Annotated in this window: 17 protein-coding genes and 1 tRNA gene; 7 read left to right on the top strand and 11 right to left on the bottom strand. The window is 63.3% G+C overall.

Annotated elements, in window-relative coordinates; genetic code table 11:
- Window positions 1-18 precede the first annotated feature (18 nt).
- Window positions 19-2,355 carry a TonB-dependent receptor gene (locus ACLEJU_RS11940; RefSeq protein ID WP_435424117.1) on the bottom strand — a complete coding sequence of 779 codons (2,337 nt, stop codon included), beginning with the start codon at window positions 2,353-2,355 and terminating at the stop codon, window positions 19-21.
- Window positions 2,356-2,548: 193 nt separating this feature from the next.
- Here ACLEJU_RS11940 and ACLEJU_RS11935 point away from each other — a divergent pair, with 193 nt between their 5' ends.
- Window positions 2,549-3,463, top strand: a complete 915-nt coding sequence (locus ACLEJU_RS11935; RefSeq protein ID WP_435424118.1) for a LysR family transcriptional regulator — start codon at window positions 2,549-2,551, stop codon at window positions 3,461-3,463.
- Window positions 3,464-3,576: 113 nt separating this feature from the next.
- On the opposite strand, the gene ACLEJU_RS11930 is transcribed toward ACLEJU_RS11935, so the two are convergent.
- Both ACLEJU_RS11930 and ACLEJU_RS11925 read right to left on the bottom strand, forming a co-directional pair.
- On the bottom strand, window positions 3,577-4,482 hold the full coding sequence (locus tag ACLEJU_RS11930; RefSeq protein WP_435424119.1) for a TauD/TfdA dioxygenase family protein: 906 nt from the start codon (window positions 4,480-4,482) through the stop codon (window positions 3,577-3,579).
- A 35-nt stretch (window positions 4,483-4,517) separates the two neighbouring features.
- Window positions 4,518-5,555, bottom strand: coding sequence for an ABC transporter substrate-binding protein (locus ACLEJU_RS11925; protein ID WP_435424120.1), 1,038 nt, complete (start codon window positions 5,553-5,555; stop codon window positions 4,518-4,520).
- A 297-nt stretch (window positions 5,556-5,852) separates the two neighbouring features.
- Here ACLEJU_RS11925 and ACLEJU_RS11920 point away from each other — a divergent pair, with 297 nt between their 5' ends.
- Both ACLEJU_RS11920 and ACLEJU_RS11915 read left to right on the top strand, forming a co-directional pair.
- Entirely contained in the window at window positions 5,853-7,448 is a 1,596-nt protein-coding gene (locus ACLEJU_RS11920; protein ID WP_435424121.1) for an ABC transporter permease, read from the top strand.
- The gene (locus ACLEJU_RS11915) at window positions 7,445-8,308 is read left to right on the top strand and encodes an ABC transporter ATP-binding protein (RefSeq protein ID WP_435424122.1); all 864 of its coding nucleotides are present in this window, start codon (window positions 7,445-7,447) and stop codon (window positions 8,306-8,308) included. The genes ACLEJU_RS11920 and ACLEJU_RS11915 overlap by 4 nt, the downstream gene beginning before the upstream one ends.
- A 49-nt stretch (window positions 8,309-8,357) precedes the next feature.
- Here ACLEJU_RS11915 and ACLEJU_RS11910 read toward each other — a convergent pair whose 3' ends face one another.
- Genes ACLEJU_RS11910 through ACLEJU_RS11890 form a run of 5 tightly spaced genes read right to left on the bottom strand, consistent with a single transcriptional unit; the run spans window position 8,358 to window position 12,387 of the window.
- A complete protein-coding gene (locus tag ACLEJU_RS11910; RefSeq protein ID WP_435424123.1) occupies window positions 8,358-8,633 on the bottom strand; it encodes a DUF971 domain-containing protein in 276 nt (91 codons plus the stop codon).
- A complete protein-coding gene (locus tag ACLEJU_RS11905) occupies window positions 8,633-9,598 on the bottom strand; it encodes a HEAT repeat domain-containing protein (protein ID WP_435424124.1) in 966 nt (321 codons plus the stop codon). The genes ACLEJU_RS11910 and ACLEJU_RS11905 overlap by 1 nt, the downstream gene beginning before the upstream one ends.
- 34 nt (window positions 9,599-9,632) lie before the next feature.
- A complete protein-coding gene (locus ACLEJU_RS11900; RefSeq protein ID WP_008096634.1) occupies window positions 9,633-9,878 on the bottom strand; it encodes a 4Fe-4S dicluster domain-containing protein in 246 nt (81 codons plus the stop codon).
- A gap of 38 nt (window positions 9,879-9,916) precedes the next feature.
- Entirely contained in the window at window positions 9,917-11,641 is a 1,725-nt protein-coding gene (locus ACLEJU_RS11895) for a fumarate reductase/succinate dehydrogenase flavoprotein subunit (protein ID WP_435424125.1), read from the bottom strand.
- Window positions 11,638-12,387 (bottom strand): GntR family transcriptional regulator, encoded by a 750-nt coding sequence (locus ACLEJU_RS11890; protein ID WP_435424126.1) that lies wholly within the window; start codon window positions 12,385-12,387, stop codon window positions 11,638-11,640. The genes ACLEJU_RS11895 and ACLEJU_RS11890 overlap by 4 nt, the downstream gene beginning before the upstream one ends.
- Before the next feature lie 197 nt (window positions 12,388-12,584).
- Between ACLEJU_RS11890 and ACLEJU_RS11885 the strand changes: the two genes are divergently transcribed.
- The 3 genes from ACLEJU_RS11885 to ACLEJU_RS11875 all read left to right on the top strand — a co-directional run bounded on the left by ACLEJU_RS11885 (window position 12,585) and on the right by ACLEJU_RS11875 (window position 15,219).
- Window positions 12,585-12,661, top strand: a tRNA-Arg gene (locus tag ACLEJU_RS11885).
- A gap of 157 nt (window positions 12,662-12,818) precedes the next feature.
- Complete coding sequence (locus tag ACLEJU_RS11880) at window positions 12,819-14,549, top strand: dipeptidase (protein ID WP_435424127.1); 1,731 nt, start codon at window positions 12,819-12,821, stop codon at window positions 14,547-14,549.
- A 232-nt stretch (window positions 14,550-14,781) separates the two neighbouring features.
- A complete protein-coding gene (locus tag ACLEJU_RS11875; protein WP_435424128.1) occupies window positions 14,782-15,219 on the top strand; it encodes a CBS domain-containing protein in 438 nt (145 codons plus the stop codon).
- Window positions 15,220-15,226: 7 nt separating this feature from the next.
- Here the strand turns inward: ACLEJU_RS11875 and ACLEJU_RS11870 are convergent, their stop codons facing one another.
- From ACLEJU_RS11870 to ACLEJU_RS11860, 3 genes are all read right to left on the bottom strand, one after another.
- Window positions 15,227-15,865: an NADH:ubiquinone oxidoreductase subunit N gene (locus tag ACLEJU_RS11870; RefSeq protein ID WP_435424129.1), complete on the bottom strand. Its 639-nt coding sequence runs from the start codon at window positions 15,863-15,865 to the stop codon at window positions 15,227-15,229.
- A gap of 68 nt (window positions 15,866-15,933) precedes the next feature.
- Window positions 15,934-16,176, bottom strand: coding sequence for a DUF2789 domain-containing protein (locus tag ACLEJU_RS11865; RefSeq protein ID WP_054886437.1), 243 nt, complete (start codon window positions 16,174-16,176; stop codon window positions 15,934-15,936).
- Window positions 16,177-16,237: 61 nt separating this feature from the next.
- Window positions 16,238-16,696 (bottom strand): aminoacyl-tRNA deacylase, encoded by a 459-nt coding sequence (locus tag ACLEJU_RS11860; protein WP_027916942.1) that lies wholly within the window; start codon window positions 16,694-16,696, stop codon window positions 16,238-16,240.
- 98 nt (window positions 16,697-16,794) lie between these two features.
- On the opposite strand from ACLEJU_RS11860, the gene ACLEJU_RS11855 reads away from it, so the two are divergent.
- Window positions 16,795-18,144 carry an NfeD family protein gene (locus ACLEJU_RS11855; RefSeq protein WP_435424130.1) on the top strand — a complete coding sequence of 450 codons (1,350 nt, stop codon included), beginning with the start codon at window positions 16,795-16,797 and terminating at the stop codon, window positions 18,142-18,144.
- The last annotated feature ends 1 nt before the right edge of the window (window position 18,145 follow it).

The following is an 18,145-nucleotide window of genomic DNA, read 5'->3' as shown; positions in this document are numbered from 1 at the left end:
GGCAAAGCTCCTTTTTACTCAGAAGTCGTAACGGGCAGTGGCGCCGAAGGTGCGCGGAGTACCGAGCACGCCGGCATAACCACCGTTGGCGGAGTTCCACAGGCTGGTGAAATAGGTCTTGTCGCCGGCGTTCTTCACCCACAGCGACAGGTCGACCACGCCGTCGCCCTGGTCCAGGCGCACACCGGCGGAGAGGTTGACAAGCGCATAGCTGGGGATCTGGCCGAAGTCGGAATCGTCGATGGTGCCCACCGCCCGCGAGCGGAACGCGTAGCTGGCGGTGACGTAGGGCTCGACATACTGGCTGGCCTGCCACTTGTATTCGCCGTTGAGGTTGGCGATGTACTTGGAGGCGCCGACCACCTGGTGGCCAGACAGGTCGCAGGTGGCCGTGGCATTGGCCAGGCTCACCTCTGGCGGGCACGGGGCGTCGTCGTACTTCAGGTAGCGGACGTCGTTCCACGAGCCGTTGAAGTTCACCATCAGGCCTTTGACCGGCAGTGCCGTGGCTTCGAATTCCAGGCCGCGCGAGCGTACGCTGCCGGCGTTGGCCAGGTACTGCACGCGGTTGATCTGGTCGTAGACGTTGGCCTGGTAGCCATGCACCTCGGTCCAGAACAGGTTGGTGTTGAGTTGCAGGCGGTTGTCGAACAGCGTGCTCTTGAGGCCCAACTCGGCGTTGTTGGCCCGCTCGGTGCCGACCAGCAGCGAGTCGGTGCCCAGGCGTGGCGCGGCGCCGACGGTGAGGTTCACGCCACCAGACTTCTCGCCGTGGGTCAGGGTCGCGTAACCCAGCAATTGCTCGTTGAAGCGGTAACTCAAACCGAGCAGGCCGGAGGGGCTGAAGCTGTACTGGTTGAGGTCACCCGAGTCGTATGCCCCCACCCTGCCCTGGCGTGCAGCAGCGGCAGCACCGGTCACGGCAGCACCGCCGGTTGGCGCATCGCGGGTCACCCAGGCGCTTTTTTCCTCGTAGGTACCGCGGATGCCGGCGGTGAAGTCCAGGCGATCGGTGACGTGCCAGGTGCCTTGGGCGAACAGCGCGTAGCTGTCGGTATCGATATGGCCGTTGCCGATGGTGTTGACGTTGTTCAGAGCGCCAGCCGGCGTCAGGTTCCAGATATCGGCCTGCGGCCCGTAATAAGTGAAGGACTTGTTGTCCAGGTCCTGCTTGAAGTAATACGCGCCAAGCACATAGTCGAAGAGGCCACCGGTAGGTGAAGCCAGGCGGATTTCCTGCGAATACTGCTTGTCGCGTACCGATACCCCGGCGCTGTAGAACACCGGCACATCGAGGCCGTCGTCATTGCGCGGGGTGAAGTCCCACCAGCGGTAGGCGCTGATCGAGGTCAGGGTGAAGTCGTTGGGCAGGGTCCAGTTGGCCTCGACCGAGGTACCACCCTGGAACACCGTCACCTGTTGGTCGGCGTCGAAGTTGACCTTGCGGTCCTTGCCCGACACCAGCGTCGCGCCGGCCTGGGCCGCCAGGCTTTCGTAGCGGTTGACGCCATTGATGGTCGGCCCGGTGCTGTACAGGCTGAGGATGCCGTTGTTGGAGTCTTCTTCGTTGTACTCGCCGATCCAGCGCAGGTTGAAGGTTTCGCTCGGTTGAAACAACAACTGGGTACGAAAGCCCTGGCGCTTGCCACCATTGAGCTCGTCGCCGTTGTAGATGTTCTTCACATAGCCGCCGTCTTCGGTGTGATAGGCGCTGATGCGCCCGGCCAGCGTCTCGGTGATCGGCCCCGAGTAGCTGCCCTGAGTCTGCAGGTAGCCGTCCTCGCCAATCGATTGCTGGATGCTGCCTTCCGGGTGAAAGGTCGGTTTGCGCGTGGTGATGTTCAGCACCCCCGCCGTGGTGTTCTTGCCGAACAGCGTGCCCTGCGGGCCGCGCAGCACTTCCAGCTGCTCGACATCGAGCAGGTCGAACACCGCCATGCCCGGGCGGCCGAGGTAGACGTTGTCCAGGTAGATACCGACGCTGCCCTCCAGGCCATCGCTGGCCGGGTTGTTGCCCAGGCCACGAATCGAGATGCTCGACTGCCGCGCATGCACATAGGCGACGTTGGTGCTGGGCACCAGCTGTTGCAGATCCTGCACACGATAGATGCGCTGGGTCTCCAGGGTTTCGCTGCTGAGCACGCTGATGGGCGTGGGCACGCTCTGCGCGGTTTCTTCGCGGCGACGGGCATTGACCGTGACGGTGCCAAGCTTGGCTTCCTGTTCCACAGCCGGGGGAACGCTGGCGGGCTCTTCGGCGAAGCTGCCGTTGGATGCCGCCAGCAACACGCCGGCGGCCAAGGGTTGCAAGGTGAAACGCGACGCGCGCGCAGGCCAACGGGAAAGTCCGGACATGCAAATGCTCCTTGAGGCATGGGCCCTGGGCGAGCATTTCCGTTGGCGGAACCGAATCGCGGTCAGTTGGGCTTATATTCTTTTAAGAGATATAAATATTTGTAATTCATATTTTGTGGAATAAGTAAGTCCCTTTATAAGGGGACTCGCCCTTGTCAGCAATTGCATTTGACCGAAGGTTTTAATGTAGAAAATGCATATCGATCTGCGTCAGCTGCGCCACTACATTGCCCTTGTCGAGCACCGCAGTTTTGTCGCCGCAGCTGCGGCGGTAAACCTGTCGCAATCGGCCTTCAGCCGCAGCATCCAGACTCTGGAGCACAACATCGGCTGCCGCCTGGTCGACCGTGCCAGCAAGGAGCTTTCACCCACCCGCCAGGGCCTGCTGGTGCTGGAGCACTCACGCCGCCTGGTGCATGGCGCGCATAACCTGGTCAACGAGATCCACCAGTTCAATGGCGCCACTACTGGCGTGGTGCGCTTCGGCTCCGGCCCGGCACCTGCAGGCGGCCTGGTGCCAAGGGCGGTGGCGCGCTTCGTGGCCGAATACCCGGCGGCGCGCACCTGCTTCCAGGTGGATAACTGGCAGGTGCTGAACCGCAAGCTGATCGCCGAAGAGATCGAGTTCTTCGTGGCCGACACACGCCAGTTCGAGTCCGACCCGGATTACCGCGTGCACAAGCTGGCACCGCAGCGCTGGCATTTCTGCTGCCGGGCCGGGCACCCGCTGACCGAGCAGGCCGAGGTACGCGCACGGGACGTGTTCGACTACCCGCTGGCAACCACTTTCCGCCCACCGAACATCCGCAAGATCCTCAGTGACCTCAGCGGCCGCCAGGACTTTCTGCCGACAGTGGAGTGCGAGCATGGGTATGCGCTGCTGAATGTGGTGATGCATTCAGACACCATTGGCATCGCCTGCAATGCCAACTTGCGGCCTTACCAGATGGAGCGGGGACTGGTGGCGCTGAAACTGGTGGACCTGGCAGCGGAGCAGGAAGAAGCGTTCTATACCCGCTATGGGGTGGTGAGCCGGGTGGGGTATGGCTTGTCGCCGTTGGCGCAGGGGTTGGTCAGGCAGTTGATTGCCTGTGATACCGAGGTGTAGCTGGCGGGCGCTTCGCCCCCGTTTCGCTACACAAGGCCGCTCCTACAGGAGATCGCGCCCCCCTGTAGGAGCGGCCTCGTGTCGCGAAAGGCCGCAATGCGGCCCCGGCGATATCAGCCTTTACGCGTGATCCGGCTCAACTGCCCATCAACCCCCACCGGCACCTCTCCCGCCAAGGTAACCCGCCGCACCACCCGCGGCTGGGTGCCGTAATCATCCACCGCATAATGCTGCGTGGCGCGGTTATCCCAGATCGCCACATCCCCCGCCTCCCAGCGCCAGCGCACGGTGTTCTCCAGCCGCGTCACATGCCCCTGCAGCACCGCGAACAGGTGCTGCGAGTCGGCCAGCGAATAGCCTTTGATGCGCTTCACGAAGTGCCCCAGCTGCAACAGCCGTTCACCACTGATCGGGTGCACCCGAACCACCGGATGCTCGGTCTCGTAGACGGTCGAGGTGAACACCTTGCGATAACGCTCAAGCTTGGCCGGGTCGACATCGGGCTTGATGCTCGCATAGTCATATTCATTGCTGTGCACCGCCCACAGCTTGTCGGCCAGCTCGCGCAACGGCTCAGGCAGCTCCTGATAAGCCGCCGCGGTGTTGGCCCAGACAGTGTCGCCGCCGGAAGCCGGTGCCACCACGCTGCGCAGGATCGAAGCCTTGGGGTAGGCATCGACGAAGGTCACGTCGGTGTGCCAGGAGTTGGCCCGCTGGCCATCCGCACCGTCCAGTTGCAGCAGATAACTGGTGCCGTCCACCACCGGCACGGTGGGGTGCGCGACCGGCTCGCCGAGCAGCTTGGCGAAGCCTTCCTGGCTAAGGTCGTCCAGGTGGGTCTGGCCACGGAAGAAAATCACCTTGTGCTTCACCAGGGCTGCCTGGAGGGCGTCGACGGTGGCGGCATCGAGGTCGGCGGACAGCTTCAACCCACGGATTTCGGCGCCAATGCGGCCGGCAACCGGGTGGATGTCGAGTTCGAGGGCGTGTGGCGCGGAGGCCAGTGCGGCATTGCTCATGGTCGTGGTCCTTGCGGTCATGGTCGGGTTTGGGTTCAGCGGGCGGCCTGCACGGCCTGTTGGTGTTGCAGTGCGGCATCGAGGAAGCGTGGTTCGATCCACTCGGAAACCTGGAAACCACGGCGGATCAGGCGCTCGCGGGCGGCCAGGTCGACGCCCTGCTGCAGCTGGGCAACGAAATCGGCGTCCAGCCGTGGGTCGAAGTAATGGGCAAGGTCTTCCTTGGCCAGGTCATCGCTGAGGATGCTGCGTGGCCAGTTGGCGTTGCTCGCAACCAGGTCGACATAGGCCTCACGGTTATGCTCATCGCGCAGCCAACTGGCGGCCTGCTCCTGGGCATTGACCAGGCGCTCCACCAGCTCGGGGTATTTGCGGATGAAGTCGCCGGTGCCGAGCAAAACCGCCTGGGTGCTGCCGGCGCCGGCCAGGTCGCGGGAATTTACAGGCAGCTCGACCAGCCCGCGTTCACGCAGCGACAGCAGGCTGGAGAGGCCCCAGGTGGCGTCGATCTGCTTGGCGGCCAACGCGGCGTTGGCGGCGTTGAAGTCGAGGTTGATCACTTTCAGGTCACGCTCGGACAGCCCCTGGCTGGCCAGGGCACTGGCGAACGACAGCTGGTTGGCGGTGCCGCGGAACACTGCCACGCGCTTGCCCTTGAGGTCGTGCAGGGTCTTGATGCCGGAGCCCGGCACCACCCCGAGGTAGCTCTTCACCCCACGCACCCCTGCCGTCAGCACGCGGGTGTCGAGGCCATTGGCCTTGCCGACGATCGCCGCCAGGTCGCCCAGGTAGGCGAAGTCGGCCTGGCCATTGGCCAAGGCTTCGTTGACCACAGGACCTGCGCCCTTGAAGAAATGCCAGTCGATGCGGATGCCGTCTTTGGCGAATTCCTTCTCCAGCAGTTGCTGGTCACGCAGTACATCGACCACGCCGCCAGCACTGTGCTTGCTGCCGGCGCTCAGGTCGGGCACGGCGATGCGGATGCTTTCCGGCTTGGCCGGCTCGGCCGCATGGGCGCTCACGGTAAAGGCCAAACCGAGGGCGGTGATCAGGTGGCGCAGAGGGGTTTTCATGGCAAGGCTCCTTGGCAGGCTGCCACCGGCGATGGCCGGCGCTTTGTCCAGAAGCTAGGCAGGTCTGGTTAGAACCTACAAAGATCAAAACTTCATTTTTTAGTAACTGGAAGACATAAACGAAGACTGATGCGGGGCGCGGGGCGGCTTGCGGGAAACGCATTGAAAATATGAGGAAAACGCAATGGCGAGAGGGTTCCGCATGCATGGACAACATGCTCTTATCTCTTGAAAGTCACTTATGTGAATTTTTAATTCCATTAGTGAATAACATTGGAACGCTTCGAGAGATTGCCGATGAATGGAGTTCTGAGCAGAGGGCGGGGTTGGCTTCGGGGGCCGCTGCGCGACTCAATCGCGACGCAAGGCCGCCCCCACAGAGGCCGCGTCTTGCCATGGCTAGTGCCAGTGTTGATTGCACTGTTGTGGGTCGTGGCGAGCCGGCAGCACTGGATGAGCGAGCAGATCCTCCCGGCACCCTCGGTGGTGTGGCAAAGCGCGCTGGAGTTTGGCTCCGGGGAGCTTTGGGGGCACTTGTGGATAAGTCTGCAGCGGCTGTTCTGGGGGCTGCTGGCGGGCGTTGGCAGTGGCTTGCTGCTGGGCACCTGGCTGGGCACCTCACGGCATGCGCAGACCTTGGTGCTGCCGACCTTCGTGGCCCTGGCGCAGATCCCCACCCTGGCCTGGATTCCGCTGTTCATGCTGTTCTTCGGTATCGGCGAACTGCTCAAGCTGGTGGTGCTGGTGAAGGCCGTGATGGTGCCGGTCACCTTGCACACCCTGGTCGGCGTGCGCGATGCCCAGCCCAAGCTGCGCGAAGCCGCCGCCGCGCTGCGCCTGCCGCGCCATCTGGTGTTGCGGCGCCTGCTGCTGCCAGCTGCCCTGCCCGCCTTCCTCACCGGGGTGCGCCTGGCCTTGGCGACAGGCTGGACCTCGTTGCTCGCCGTTGAGTTGCTGGCCTCCAGCGAAGGCATTGGTTACCTGATGGTCTGGGGCAGGCAGCTGTTCATGCTCGACCTGGTGCTGTTGTGCATCCTGGTGATTGGCCTGGTCGGCGCACTGCTGGAACGTGGCTTCTCGACCCTGGAAAAACGCCTGCTGTACTGGCCGCAACCGGCCACCGGCGAACAACAGCGCGGGCCTGTGCCACGGGGCTGGAAAAGCCTGCTGCTACCGGCAGCGCTGCTTGCGCTGTGGCGGGCGAGCAACAGCTTCGGCTGGATCGACCCGAACATCCTCACTTCCCCGCTGGAGGTGTTGCGCACCCTGTTCAGTGGCCTGGCCGATGGCTCGCTGCCAGACGCCATGCTGCTGAGCCTGAAGCGTACCTTGACCGGCCTGCTTCTGGGCGGCGGCGCCGGCTTGCTGAGCGGGCTGCTACTGGGGCTGTCGCATAACGCCGAACGCCTTTTCGGGCCAAGCCTTTCGGCCCTGCGGCAAGTGGCGCTGTTTGCCTGGGTACCCTTGCTCACGGCCTGGTTCGGCCTCGGCGAAGGGGCCAAGAACGTGTTCGTCGGCCTGGCGGCGTTCTTTCCGCTGCTGATCGCCACTCAACGCGGCATCGCCAGCCTCTCACCGCAGCTTGGCGAAGCGGCGCGCACACTGCGCCTGAACCTGTGGCAACGCCTGCGTCTACTGGTGCTGCCCGGCGCCGCACCGGCGATATTCGCCGGCCTGCGCCTGTCATTGATCTACGCCTGGCTTGGCACCATCGGTGCCGAGTACTTCATGCCCTCGGACGGCGGCATCGCCAGCCTGATGATCGGCGCCCAGCAACTGTTCCGCATGGACCAGGTCATGGCCGCGATGGTCCTGATCGGCCTGGTCGGCGCCCTGCTCGGCACCCTCGGCCAACGCCTCGAATCGCGCGCCACGCGCTGGAGAACCGCATGAATGCTTTCAATGCTTCACACCTGCTCGCAGCCAATCAGGCCGACACCACGCCGCCGCTGGTCAGCTTCGAAGGCGTCGGCAAAGTCTTCAGTGTCGATGGCCAGCCCCTCGAAGCCATCCGCAACTTCAACCTGGCCATCAACGAAGGCGAGTTCATCGCCATCGTTGGCGCCTCGGGTTGTGGCAAGTCGACCCTGTTGCGCTTGCTGGTCGGGCTGGACACCGACTACAGCGGCAGCATCCGCGTCGATGGCCAGGCGGTCAGCGGTATCGGCGGCGAGCGCGGCATCGTGTTCCAGGAGCATCGCCTGTTCCCCTGGCTGACGGTTGAGCAGAATATCGCCCTGGGCCTGGTCAACGAACACCTGACCCAAGGGGAACGCGCCCGGCGTGTGCATGAGTTCGTGCAACTGGTGGGCCTGGTCGGTTTCGAGTCGGCCTACCCACATCAGCTGTCCGGCGGCATGGCCCAGCGCGTGGCAATCGCCCGTGGCCTGGTGGCCAGCCCGCGTATCCTGTTGCTGGACGAGCCCTTCGGCGCACTCGATGCACTGACCCGTCAGCAGCTGCAGGACGAACTGCTGGCCATCCGCGAGCGCGCAGGTATCACCACCTTGCTGGTGACCCACGATGCCGAGGAAGCCACCTACCTCGCCGACCGGGTAGTGGTGCTGGAGCCACGCCCGGGGCGGATCAAGTCGGTGGTGGAGATCGACCTGCCCCACCCGCGCCTGCGCACCGGTGTGGCGCTGCATGGGCTACGCGAGAAGGTCCTGCACCAGATCACTGGCGACGGCGGCTACCTGCCGTCGCCAGCACGCCGGGTAGAGGGTCTGAGACCCGAATTGATTGCTTTGTGATACGCGATCCCTGTAGGAGCGGGCCGACAATGCCATTGACGTTGTCCGTTCAGCCGAGATCGCGCAGGTAGGCCCAGGGATAGATACCTCGCTCATGCCCATCGCTGAATACCAACTGCACACCATAGCCCTGCGCCACAATTCGCTCGACGCGTACGTCGGCCCTGACCATCGGGACCCGTCCCTGCAAGCATGCTGCCCGGCATTGCGAACAGGGGCAGGCGCCGCGAAGCCGGGCATGGCTGATGACCGCTTCGGTATCGACCCACTGCAAAGTCAGCAATCCAGGCTCGCGTTGATTGCGTATTGCGCTAGGGCTGTCCATCAAGCGGCTCCGCGAAGCTGAGCCAAGGCAATGCGCACGGCCTTGCGCACTTCCGGGTCGCTGTCCGTTTCAGCCACCTGCAACGCCGGCAAGGCGCGGGCAAGGCCCAGTTCGCCGAGCGCCAGCGCAGCTTCCTTGCGCAGGTTGGCGATGTCATGGCCCAGCAAGCCGGCCAAGGCATCCAGCGCCTCGGCATGCCGCAGGCGGCCCAGGGAACGTGCTGCGCGCAAGCGCACTTGCCAGAAGCCATCGTCCAATGCCTCCACCAGTGCCGGCCCCGCCTGAGCATGGCCAACCTTGCCCAACGTCGTCGCGGCTTCCTCACGTACCTGCCAGGCGCAATCGCGCAAAGCGCCAACCAGCGCCGGCAAAACGGCGGGGTCACGCGCAAGCCCCAAGGCACCAATCGCGGCACGACGTACCTCGGTGTCAGGCTCATGCTCGGCCAGTTTCGCCAAGGCAGGCAACGCGGGCTGGTGCTTGAGCCAACCGAGAATACCCACGGCTTCGCGTCGCACCGTCGCGTCCTGGTCCTCAAGGGCCTGCAGCGCAGGCGTGGCAGCGTCTTCCAGGCGCAGCTCGCGCAGGGCGCGCAAGGCACTGGCACGGACGAAGGCATCGGCATGGCTCGTCCAGGGCAGGATCAGCTGGCCAGCGTCAAGGCTCTTCAACTCACTGAGGCTCTGTGCGGCAGCCAGGCGTACCGCTTCTGCGCCATCCGCCAGTGCGGCGCACAAGGCCTGTACCACTTCTGGTTCCTCCCAGGCTTCCAGCAGGCGCGCGGCCTCAGCGCGCACTTCGTCGGCACCATCGACCAACAGTGCATCGGTGAGCCACGGCAAGGCATCAGAGTCCTCCAGGTCTGCCAGTGCGATCAAGGCAATGCGCCGCACGCCTGCGTCATCGGCTTCTATCCGTGGCAGCAGTTCGAGAATCTCAGGGTTGTCGGTGTTTCGTTCAGTCATGGTGCGATCCTTAGCGGCGGATGATGGGGATGAATCAGCGCAGCAGGTACGGGATGTCGACCTTGACGGCACCGGTGGGGCAGTCCTTCTCGCAAGGCATGCAGTACCAGCACTCGTCGAAGGCCATGTAAGCCTTTTGCGTCGCCGGGTTGATCGCCAGCAGATCCATGGGGCAGACCTCGACACAGACGGTGCAGCCTTTTTCGGCGATGCACTTGTCTTCGTCGATGGTCACCGGGGCGCTGCTGCGAAAGAATATTTCCTGGGGCTGGTAGGCCATTTCACGGGGTCCTTGGGGCCTTCGGCCCTCTGTTTTACTCAGGCAGCGTCGGCTTTCACCCGCAGCCGGTCATAGGCAATCTGCTCTTCGGCATCCAGAGCGATCAGGTATGGCTCGACCGCCTTCTTGAAGCTGGTCATCTCACCGTTTTCGCCTTTTTTCAGATGGCAGTGACAGAACCATTCGCCATCGTTGCGCTCGGGGAAGTCCACCCGATGGTGATAAAGGCCCCAGCGGCTTTCCTCGCGGAACAACGAGGCGCGCGCCGCCATCTCGGCACAGTCGCGGATCACCGAAACTTCCATGGCGCGCATCAACTCATGCGGGTTGCTGGCCTTCATCTGGTCGAGATCACGTTCGATCTCGGCAAAGCGCGCCAGACCGATTTCCATCTTCTTGGTCACCTTGGGCGGCTGCAGGTAGTCGTTGACCATGCGCCGCAACTTGTATTCCACCTGCGCTGGCGGCAGGCCATGCTCACGTTGCAGCGGGGCGAACACCCGTGCGCGCTCGCGCTCGACCTGCTCGACATCGACTTCGGCAAGTTCGCGCCCGGCCACATACCGCGCGGCGTTGATACCGGCAAACCAACCATAGGTGAACGCGCCGAGCATGTAGTTGTGCGGCACTGCAGCCATGTCACCGGCGGCATACAAGCCCTTGACGCTGGTCTCGGCCTTCTCGTTGACCCACACCCCCGAGGCCGAATGCCCCGAGCAGAAGCCGATCTCGGAGATATGCATCTCGACCATGTGCTGGCGGTAGTCGGTGCCGCGCCCGGCATGGAACTGGCCACGGCTGGGGCGCTCGTTGCTGTGCAGGATCTCTTCGATGTTCTGGATGGTTTCCTCGGCCAGGTGGTCGAGCTTGAGGAACACCGGGCCGTTGCCGCCTTCGAGCTCCTGATGGAACTCCCACATCATCTGCCCGCTCCAGTAGTCGCACTCGATGAAGCGCTCGCCCTTGCTGTTGGCGGTGTAGCCGCCCAGCGGGCCGGTGACGTAGGCGCAAGCCGGGCCGTTGTAATCCTTGATCAGCGGGTTGATCTGGAAGCACTCGAGGTTGGCCAGCTCGGCGCCGGCATGGTAGGCCATGGCGTAGCCGTCGCCGGCATTGGTCGGGTTCTCGTAGGTGCCCATCAGGTAACCCGAGGATGGCAGGCCCAGGCGCCCGGCGGCGCCGCAGGCGAGGATCACCGCCTTGGCCCGCACCACGCGGAACTCGCCGCTACGGCAATCGAAGCCCAGAGCACCGGCCGCGGCACCTTCGGCATCGAGCAGCACGCGGGTGCAGACCATCCGGTTGCTGATCTCGACCCGGGCGCGCTTGAGCTGACGGTACAGCACCTTCTTGATGTCGTGGCCTTCGGGCATGGGCAGCACGTACGCGCCCATGTGGTGGACCTTCTTCACCGCGTAGTCGCCGGTTTCATCCTTTTCGAACTTCACTCCCCAGCGGTCAAGCTGCTCGATCGTCTCGAAACTGTGGGTGGCATACGCATGCACGGCGGCTTGGTTGACGATGCCGTCGTTGGCCACGGTGATTTCCTTGGTGTATTGCTCGGGCGTGGCATGGCCGGGGATGATGGCATTGTTCAGGCCGTCCATGCCCATGCTGATGGCACCGCTGCGCTTGACGTTGGCCTTGTCCAGCAACAGCACGCGCAGGTGCTTGTCGTGCTCCTTGGCCTTGATCGCCGCCATCGGCCCGGCGGTGCCACCGCCAATAATGATGATGTCGTAGTCGTCGGTCCCGATGCTCATGCCTTGCTCCCCTTCTGGCGGTCGATGCGCAGGCGGTACTGGAAGGCGTCGCCGCGGTAGTACAGGTGTTCGAAGTCCAGCGGCGTGCCATCGGCGGCGTGGGTCAGGCGTTCGATACGCATGATCGGTGCGCCCTCCTCCACCTCCAGCGCCTGGGTCAGGTCGCTGTCGGCCAGCACCGCGTCGATGGCCAGGTCGGCATGCCCCAAGGCGATGCCGCAGTCGTTTTCCAGCAGCAGGAAGATGTCGCGGGTGACCAGGTCGGCCTTTTCCAGCCTTTCGCCGACGGCCTTGGGCAACCAGGTCAGTTCCAGCGACACCGGCTCGCGGTTGATCAGCCGTACCCGGCGGATCTCGGTGACCAGGCTGCCCTCCTCGACCTGCAGCCGCGCCGCCACTAGGGCGTTTGCCGGTACGTGGCGGAAGCTGCGCAGGCGGTTGATTACCTCATAGCCCATCTGCGTCATCGACTCGCCCAGGCCCTGCAGGGTGCTGACGTTCTGGAACGCCTTGGGTTTGGCGACGAAGGTGCCTTTGCCGTGGATCTTGAAGATCAGCCCTTCTTTCTGCAGGTCACCCAGCGCCTGGCGCACGGTGATGCGGCTGACCTCGAAAGCCTTGCCCAGCTCGCTTTCCGAGGGCATGCGGCTATGCGGTGGATATGTACCGTCGAGGATGCGCTCGCGCAGCAATTCCTTGAGCTGGGTGTAGAGCGGTACCGGGGAGAGGGGGAGCAGTTCGGCCATGGGTCTCTTCGCTGATCGATGACTTGTTATAACAAGTTGTGACGAGAGCATAGAGGGCATAAGGACTTCCAAGGAAATACTGATATCGCATATGGATAGATGGATTTTCGCTCGCCTGAGCCGGCCACAGTGGAAAAACAGCCATAGATCAAGGCGATGGACGCCGCCGAATCAGATGGGTATCATGCGTGCGCGTTGCACTCGTAGCTCAGCTGGATAGAGTACTGCCCTCCGAAGGCAGGGGTCGTGGGTTCGAATCCCGCCGAGTGCGCCATCTCTGAAAGCCCTGGGATCACTCCCGGGGCTTTTTCATTTGTGCGACATGTCGCGTTTCTGGCACTCCCGTGCCATGGGTCATTGGTGTTAGCGTGGGTCCCTTCCCGTTCCCGACGGGTATCCCACAACAATGATTCGCGAAGGAATGCGTGCTCATGCACTTGAAAAAGCTCACCTCCACCGCTCTGCTGCTGGCCAGCATCGGCCTGTTCACCCAACCGGCCCACGCCAACCTCACTCAGCAACAGTCCGCCGCCATCGTCAAAGCCTTCGACGGCAGCAACCCGACCGACTTCAAGCACTTCCTTGGCAAACTGAAAGGCAGCGACCTGGCCAAGGCCGACAACCTTGCTGCCACCCTCGACGCCTATCTGGCCGGCAAGTCGCTCACAGCCGAGCAACAGAACGAGATCAACCGCCTGCTCGGCCTGTACACCCGCATCAAATACGCCAAGGCCGCCACGGAAAACCTGCGTGAACTGGTGGCCATCCCCACCTTCAGCGTCGACGGCGTGCCGCAGCACGAAAACCCTGAATTCCTGAAAATCGCCGACAAGATCAAGGCCCTGGCCGAGAGCTTCGGCCTGGCCTTCCGCAACGTCGACAACCGGGTCTACGAGATTTCGCTGGGCGAAGGCAAGGAAGTGGTCGGCATCCACGCCCACGCCGACGTGGTGCCGGTCAACCCGGACAACTGGAAGCTGGCCGACGGCACCCGCCTCGACCCGTTCAAGGTCACCCTGGTCGGCGACCGCATGTACGGCCGTGGCACCGAGGATGACAAGAACGGCATCATTGTCGCGCTGTATGCGCTGAAAGTAGCCAAGGACGAAAACCTGCCCCTGGCCCGGCAGTTCAAGCTGCTGATCGACACCACCGAAGAAACCAGCGGCGACGCCATCCCCTACTACTTCGAACGCAATCCTACCCCCGACTACAACCTGGCACTCGATGGTGGCTACCCGGTGGTGATTGCCGAAAAAGGCTACGGCACGGTGATGGCCAGCTTCAGCAAACGCCCGGCCACGGGCAAGGGCGCGGAAATCGTCAACCTGACCGGCGGCCTGGCGACCAACCAGATTCCGACCACGTCGGTGGCGACCCTGGTTGCCGACAACCCGGCAGAGCTGGCCAAGCAGCTGGAGAAGGCCGGCGCCGACTACGTGAAGCGCAATGGCAATGATTTCAGCATCGACGCCAAGGTAGACGGCAAGAACGTACTGCTGACCGTGACCGGCGTTTCTGCCCACTCCTCGGAGCCAGAGTCCGGCATCAATCCGGTGGCCCGCATGCTCGACTTCCTCAATGGCCTGGGCCCGCAAGTGCCGCTCAAGCACAACCACTTTACCGATGCCGCCCGCTACGCCGCCGACAACTGGGGCCTGGACTACCTGGGCAAGAAACTGGGCATCGGCTTCGAAGACACGTTCATGGGTCCACTGACCACCTCGCTGACCTTCGTCGGCGTGGATGCCAAGGGCCTGAAGCTCGCCGTCAACCTGCGCATCCCCAAAGGCAAGCCACTGGCCACGCTCAAGGACCAACTCGCCGACAAGCTCGGCAAATGGACCCGCCAGAGCCACACCTCGGTGGCCTTCGACTACAGCCTCGACGAGCCCATGTTCCGCAACCCCGAAGGCGAATGGGTCAAGGCACTGCTCGATGTGGCCAGCGAAAACCTGGGCATGAAACACGAATTCGGCACCTCGGCCGGCGCCACCTCGGTGCACGACCTGCCCAACGGCGTGCAGTTCGGCCTGGCCATGCCGGAGGTGAAGTACACCGGGCACAACGACAACGAGTTCAAGACCGTGGAGCAATTCATGCTCGACCTGCAAGTGGTGAGCGAGATGGTGGCGCGGATCGGGCAGATGCCGAAGCTTTGAGCCTGCTGTACCGGCCTCTTCGCGGCTAAAGCCGCTCCCACAAGTACAGCGCTCGCCTGGACGCTAGTGATAATCCTGTGGGAGCGGCTTTAGCCGCGAAGAGGCCGGTACAGGAAACGACCATGACGTTTTTCAATCGACTCCATGCCGTTTCCTGCATTGCCGTGCAGGCTGGCGTGCCGGATGCTTTATTTACTCCAAGCGCTCGTCTTTTCCACCCGCAGAGGCCCGTATGAAGACCGTCGAACAAATCCTCAAGACCAAGTCCCAGCACCAGACCGTATACACCATCGGCCCGGATGACTCGGTACTCGACGCCCTGAAACTGCTGGCGGAGAAAAACGTCGGTGCCTTGCCGGTCGTCGAAAACGGCCAGGTGGTCGGCATCGTCAGTGAACGGGACTATGCACGCAAGCTGGTGCTCAAGGGCCGCTCCTCGGCCGCCACACCAGTGCGCGAGATCATGAGCGCGCCGGTGATCACGGTTGAGCCGAAGAAGAATCTGGACTACTGCATGCAGCAAATGACCGACCGCCACCTGCGCCACCTGCCAGTGGTCGAAAACGGCAAGCTGCTCGGGCTGCTGTCGATTGGTGACCTGGTGAAGGAAACCATCGCCGAGCAGGCCAGCCTGATCAAGCAACTGGAGCAGTACATCCGCGGCGAATGATGACGCCTCAGTGGTAGGCGCGCTCCAGTTCGTCCAGCTGATGGTCGAAACTGCGCAGGCGCGCCGACCAGGTGTACACCAGTACCTCCAGGTCACGATTGAGCACGGCGGTATTGCCATGGCCGTTGCTCGACGGCTCGCACAGGTCCAGCTGATAACGCTCGCGGGCCATGGCCGTGGCCACGCTGGACAGGTCGCGGGCATTGGCCAGCCAGTGATGGTGATGGTCGTGGATTTCCCGGTCGAGCGCCCGGCACTGGCGTTTCAATGCATCCAGGCTCTGTTCCAGCGGCGTGCCCTTGAGTTCGCCCATCACCTCCTCGAAGGTGCGCCCGGAATGCCAGTAGCTGCCCCAGAAATAACGATCGAATACAGTCTCGACGCGGCGTAGCGCGACCTTGGTGTTCCAGATAGTCAGCAGTGTTCGCCCCTGAATCACTTCGCGCTTGTTCAGGCGCAACTGCTGCCAGGCAATCCAGGTCAGCGTCACCAGCACGACCGCGCCAGTGACGGCGGCGGCGGCGTAGAGAAACTGTATCGCCTGGTTCATCTGCTGGGTGTGGCGGATGCCGTAGTAGTAACCGGCCGTCAGGGTGCCCAGGATGGTCACGGAGCACCAGAAACCTGGTGCGTAGGGATCTTTCATCGCGCTATCCCCTATTGTTTTTCCTGAGCATAGCAACGGCCGATCACTCGTCAGGTGCCGCTCGGCACTTATTTTTTCTTCGGATGCAGTGCCTCGTTCAACTGGTCGATCATGGGTATCCAGTCAGCATCGGCGGTATAGCTTTCCTTGAGAAATGCGCGCTGCCCTTCGGTCCAGAAGGGCGCATCCACCAGCTTCACACCGTCATCCAACGGCGAGTGCGTGGTGATGAAGCGCTCGATTTCAACAGGGTCGTCAGGGAGCCCCAGTTGCTTGAAGATTTCCGAGAAGTGGTGGTTCGGTTTTTCCATGTTGCCTCCTTAGCACCGGACCGCTGAGCAATGCCTGCGGCCCGGCATGGGTTGGTTATCATCAGCACAGTTCTCGTACTTCGGCTTGCGGTACCAGTTTCAGGTACTGCTCCATGCTCATGTGGATCAGGTGATCGTGGTCACCCGCCTCCAGGTAGACATCGCCCTGGCGGGTAAGACTCGAATCGAGCAGCATCTTTATCTGATAGGCGTCACCCATTGCCGGGATCGCGCCCCTTTCGCAATCGCCGAACAGCATAGGCAGGGCGCTTTCGCGGGTCAGCTGCCAGGCGCCGGACATGCGCACCTTGCTCATGTCCATGTGCCGGTTGGCCGGTAGCACGGCCATGATGTAGTTGCCATGACGGTCGTCGAGCATGACCGACTTGGCCACGCGCTCGGCAGGTACGCCTGCCGTGCGTGCCGACTCCAGGCTAGTGGCCGAGTGTGGGTGGGGAATGATGTCGTAATCGCAGTTGGCCTGGTCCAGGCGCTGCTGCAGGGTCTTGGCCATACGCATGATGCACCTCCGGTTTCGCCCCCCAACTTCCAATTTTAGGCCTTGGGCCGGCAGGCATGGCTAAACTTCAAGCAGAGAGGTCAACGAGGTGACGACAGGTGATCACTCGATGTTGCCGCTGCGTGCTGCTGTTGCTGCTGTCTGCCTTTGCCCCGGTCGGCCAGGCAGCGCCCGGCAGTGTCTGGGTGCTGGGCATCGATGACGCCATCGGCCCGGCCAGCGCCGACTACCTGATTCGCAACCTCGAACAGGCCAACGCTCAGGGTGCCCAGCTGGTGGTGCTGCGCCTGGACACCCCCGGCGGGCTGGACAGCGCCATGCGCCAGATGATCAAGGCGATTCTCGCAAGCCCGGTGCCGGTTGCCAGCTACGTTGCCCCCAGCGGCGCCCGTGCCGCCAGTGCCGGCACCTACATCCTCTATGCCAGCCACGTCGCCGCCATGGCCCCAGGGACCAACCTCGGCGCCGCCACGCCTGTGCAGATAGGTGGCTCACCCGGGGGGGCGAAGGATGACAAGGCCAAGCCCGGCGACGATGAACAAACCTTGGCCCGCAAACAGGTCAATGATGCCGCTGCCTATATCCGTGGCCTGGCCCAACTGCGCGGACGTAACGCTGACTGGGCGGAGCAGGCGGTGCGTGAGGCGGTCAGCCTGTCGGCCAGCGAGGCGCTACGCCTGAAGGTGGTCGACCAGCTAGCCAACGACCTGCCCGACCTGATGCGCCAGCTCGACGGCAAGACGCTGGTTGCCGCTGGCCAGCCGCAACTCCTGCAAACCCGGGATGCCGCCTTGATCGAGCATCTGCCGGACTGGCGCACGCGCCTGCTGGCCGTGATCACCAACCCCAGCGTGGCGCTGATCCTGATCATGATCGGGGTGTACGGCCTGCTGTTCGAGTTCATGAACCCAGGCTCCGCACTGGGCGGCGTGGTCGGTGGCATCTGCCTGCTGCTGGCACTGTATGCCCTGCAGCTGCTACCGGTGAGCTTCGCCGGCGTGGCGCTGATCCTGCTCGGCATCGCCTTCATGATCGCCGAGGCGTTCCTGCCCAGTTTCGGCGTGGTCGGTTTTGGCGGCATCGTCGCCTTCGTGGTCGGCGCGGTGATCCTGATCGACACCGACGCACCGGGTTTCGGTATCCCGCTGGTACTGATCGGCACTCTCGCCGTGCTCTCGGCGCTGCTGATCGGCGGTGTGCTGGGCATGGCCATCAAGGCGCGACGACGGGCACTGGTCAGCGGTGACGCCGGCCTGGTCGGCAGCCTTGTGACGGTCACCCAGGTGATCGCGGACAACCCGTTCTGTGGCTCGGTCCAGGCCCAGGGCGAACAATGGCAAGTCCAGTGCGACACGCCGCTGCAGGCCGGGCAGAACGTCCGGGTCATGGCACGCCGGGGCGTGATGCTGGAAGTGAGCGCCGCCGCGCCCGCGGCGCTAGGAGACTGAC

Source organism: Pseudomonas sp. SMN11 (assembly GCF_052041945.1).
Taxonomy (GTDB): Bacteria; Pseudomonadota; Gammaproteobacteria; order Pseudomonadales; family Pseudomonadaceae; genus Aquipseudomonas.
The sequence above is the reverse complement of the archived record's forward strand: the minus strand, read 5'-3'. Positions and strand labels throughout refer to the sequence as shown.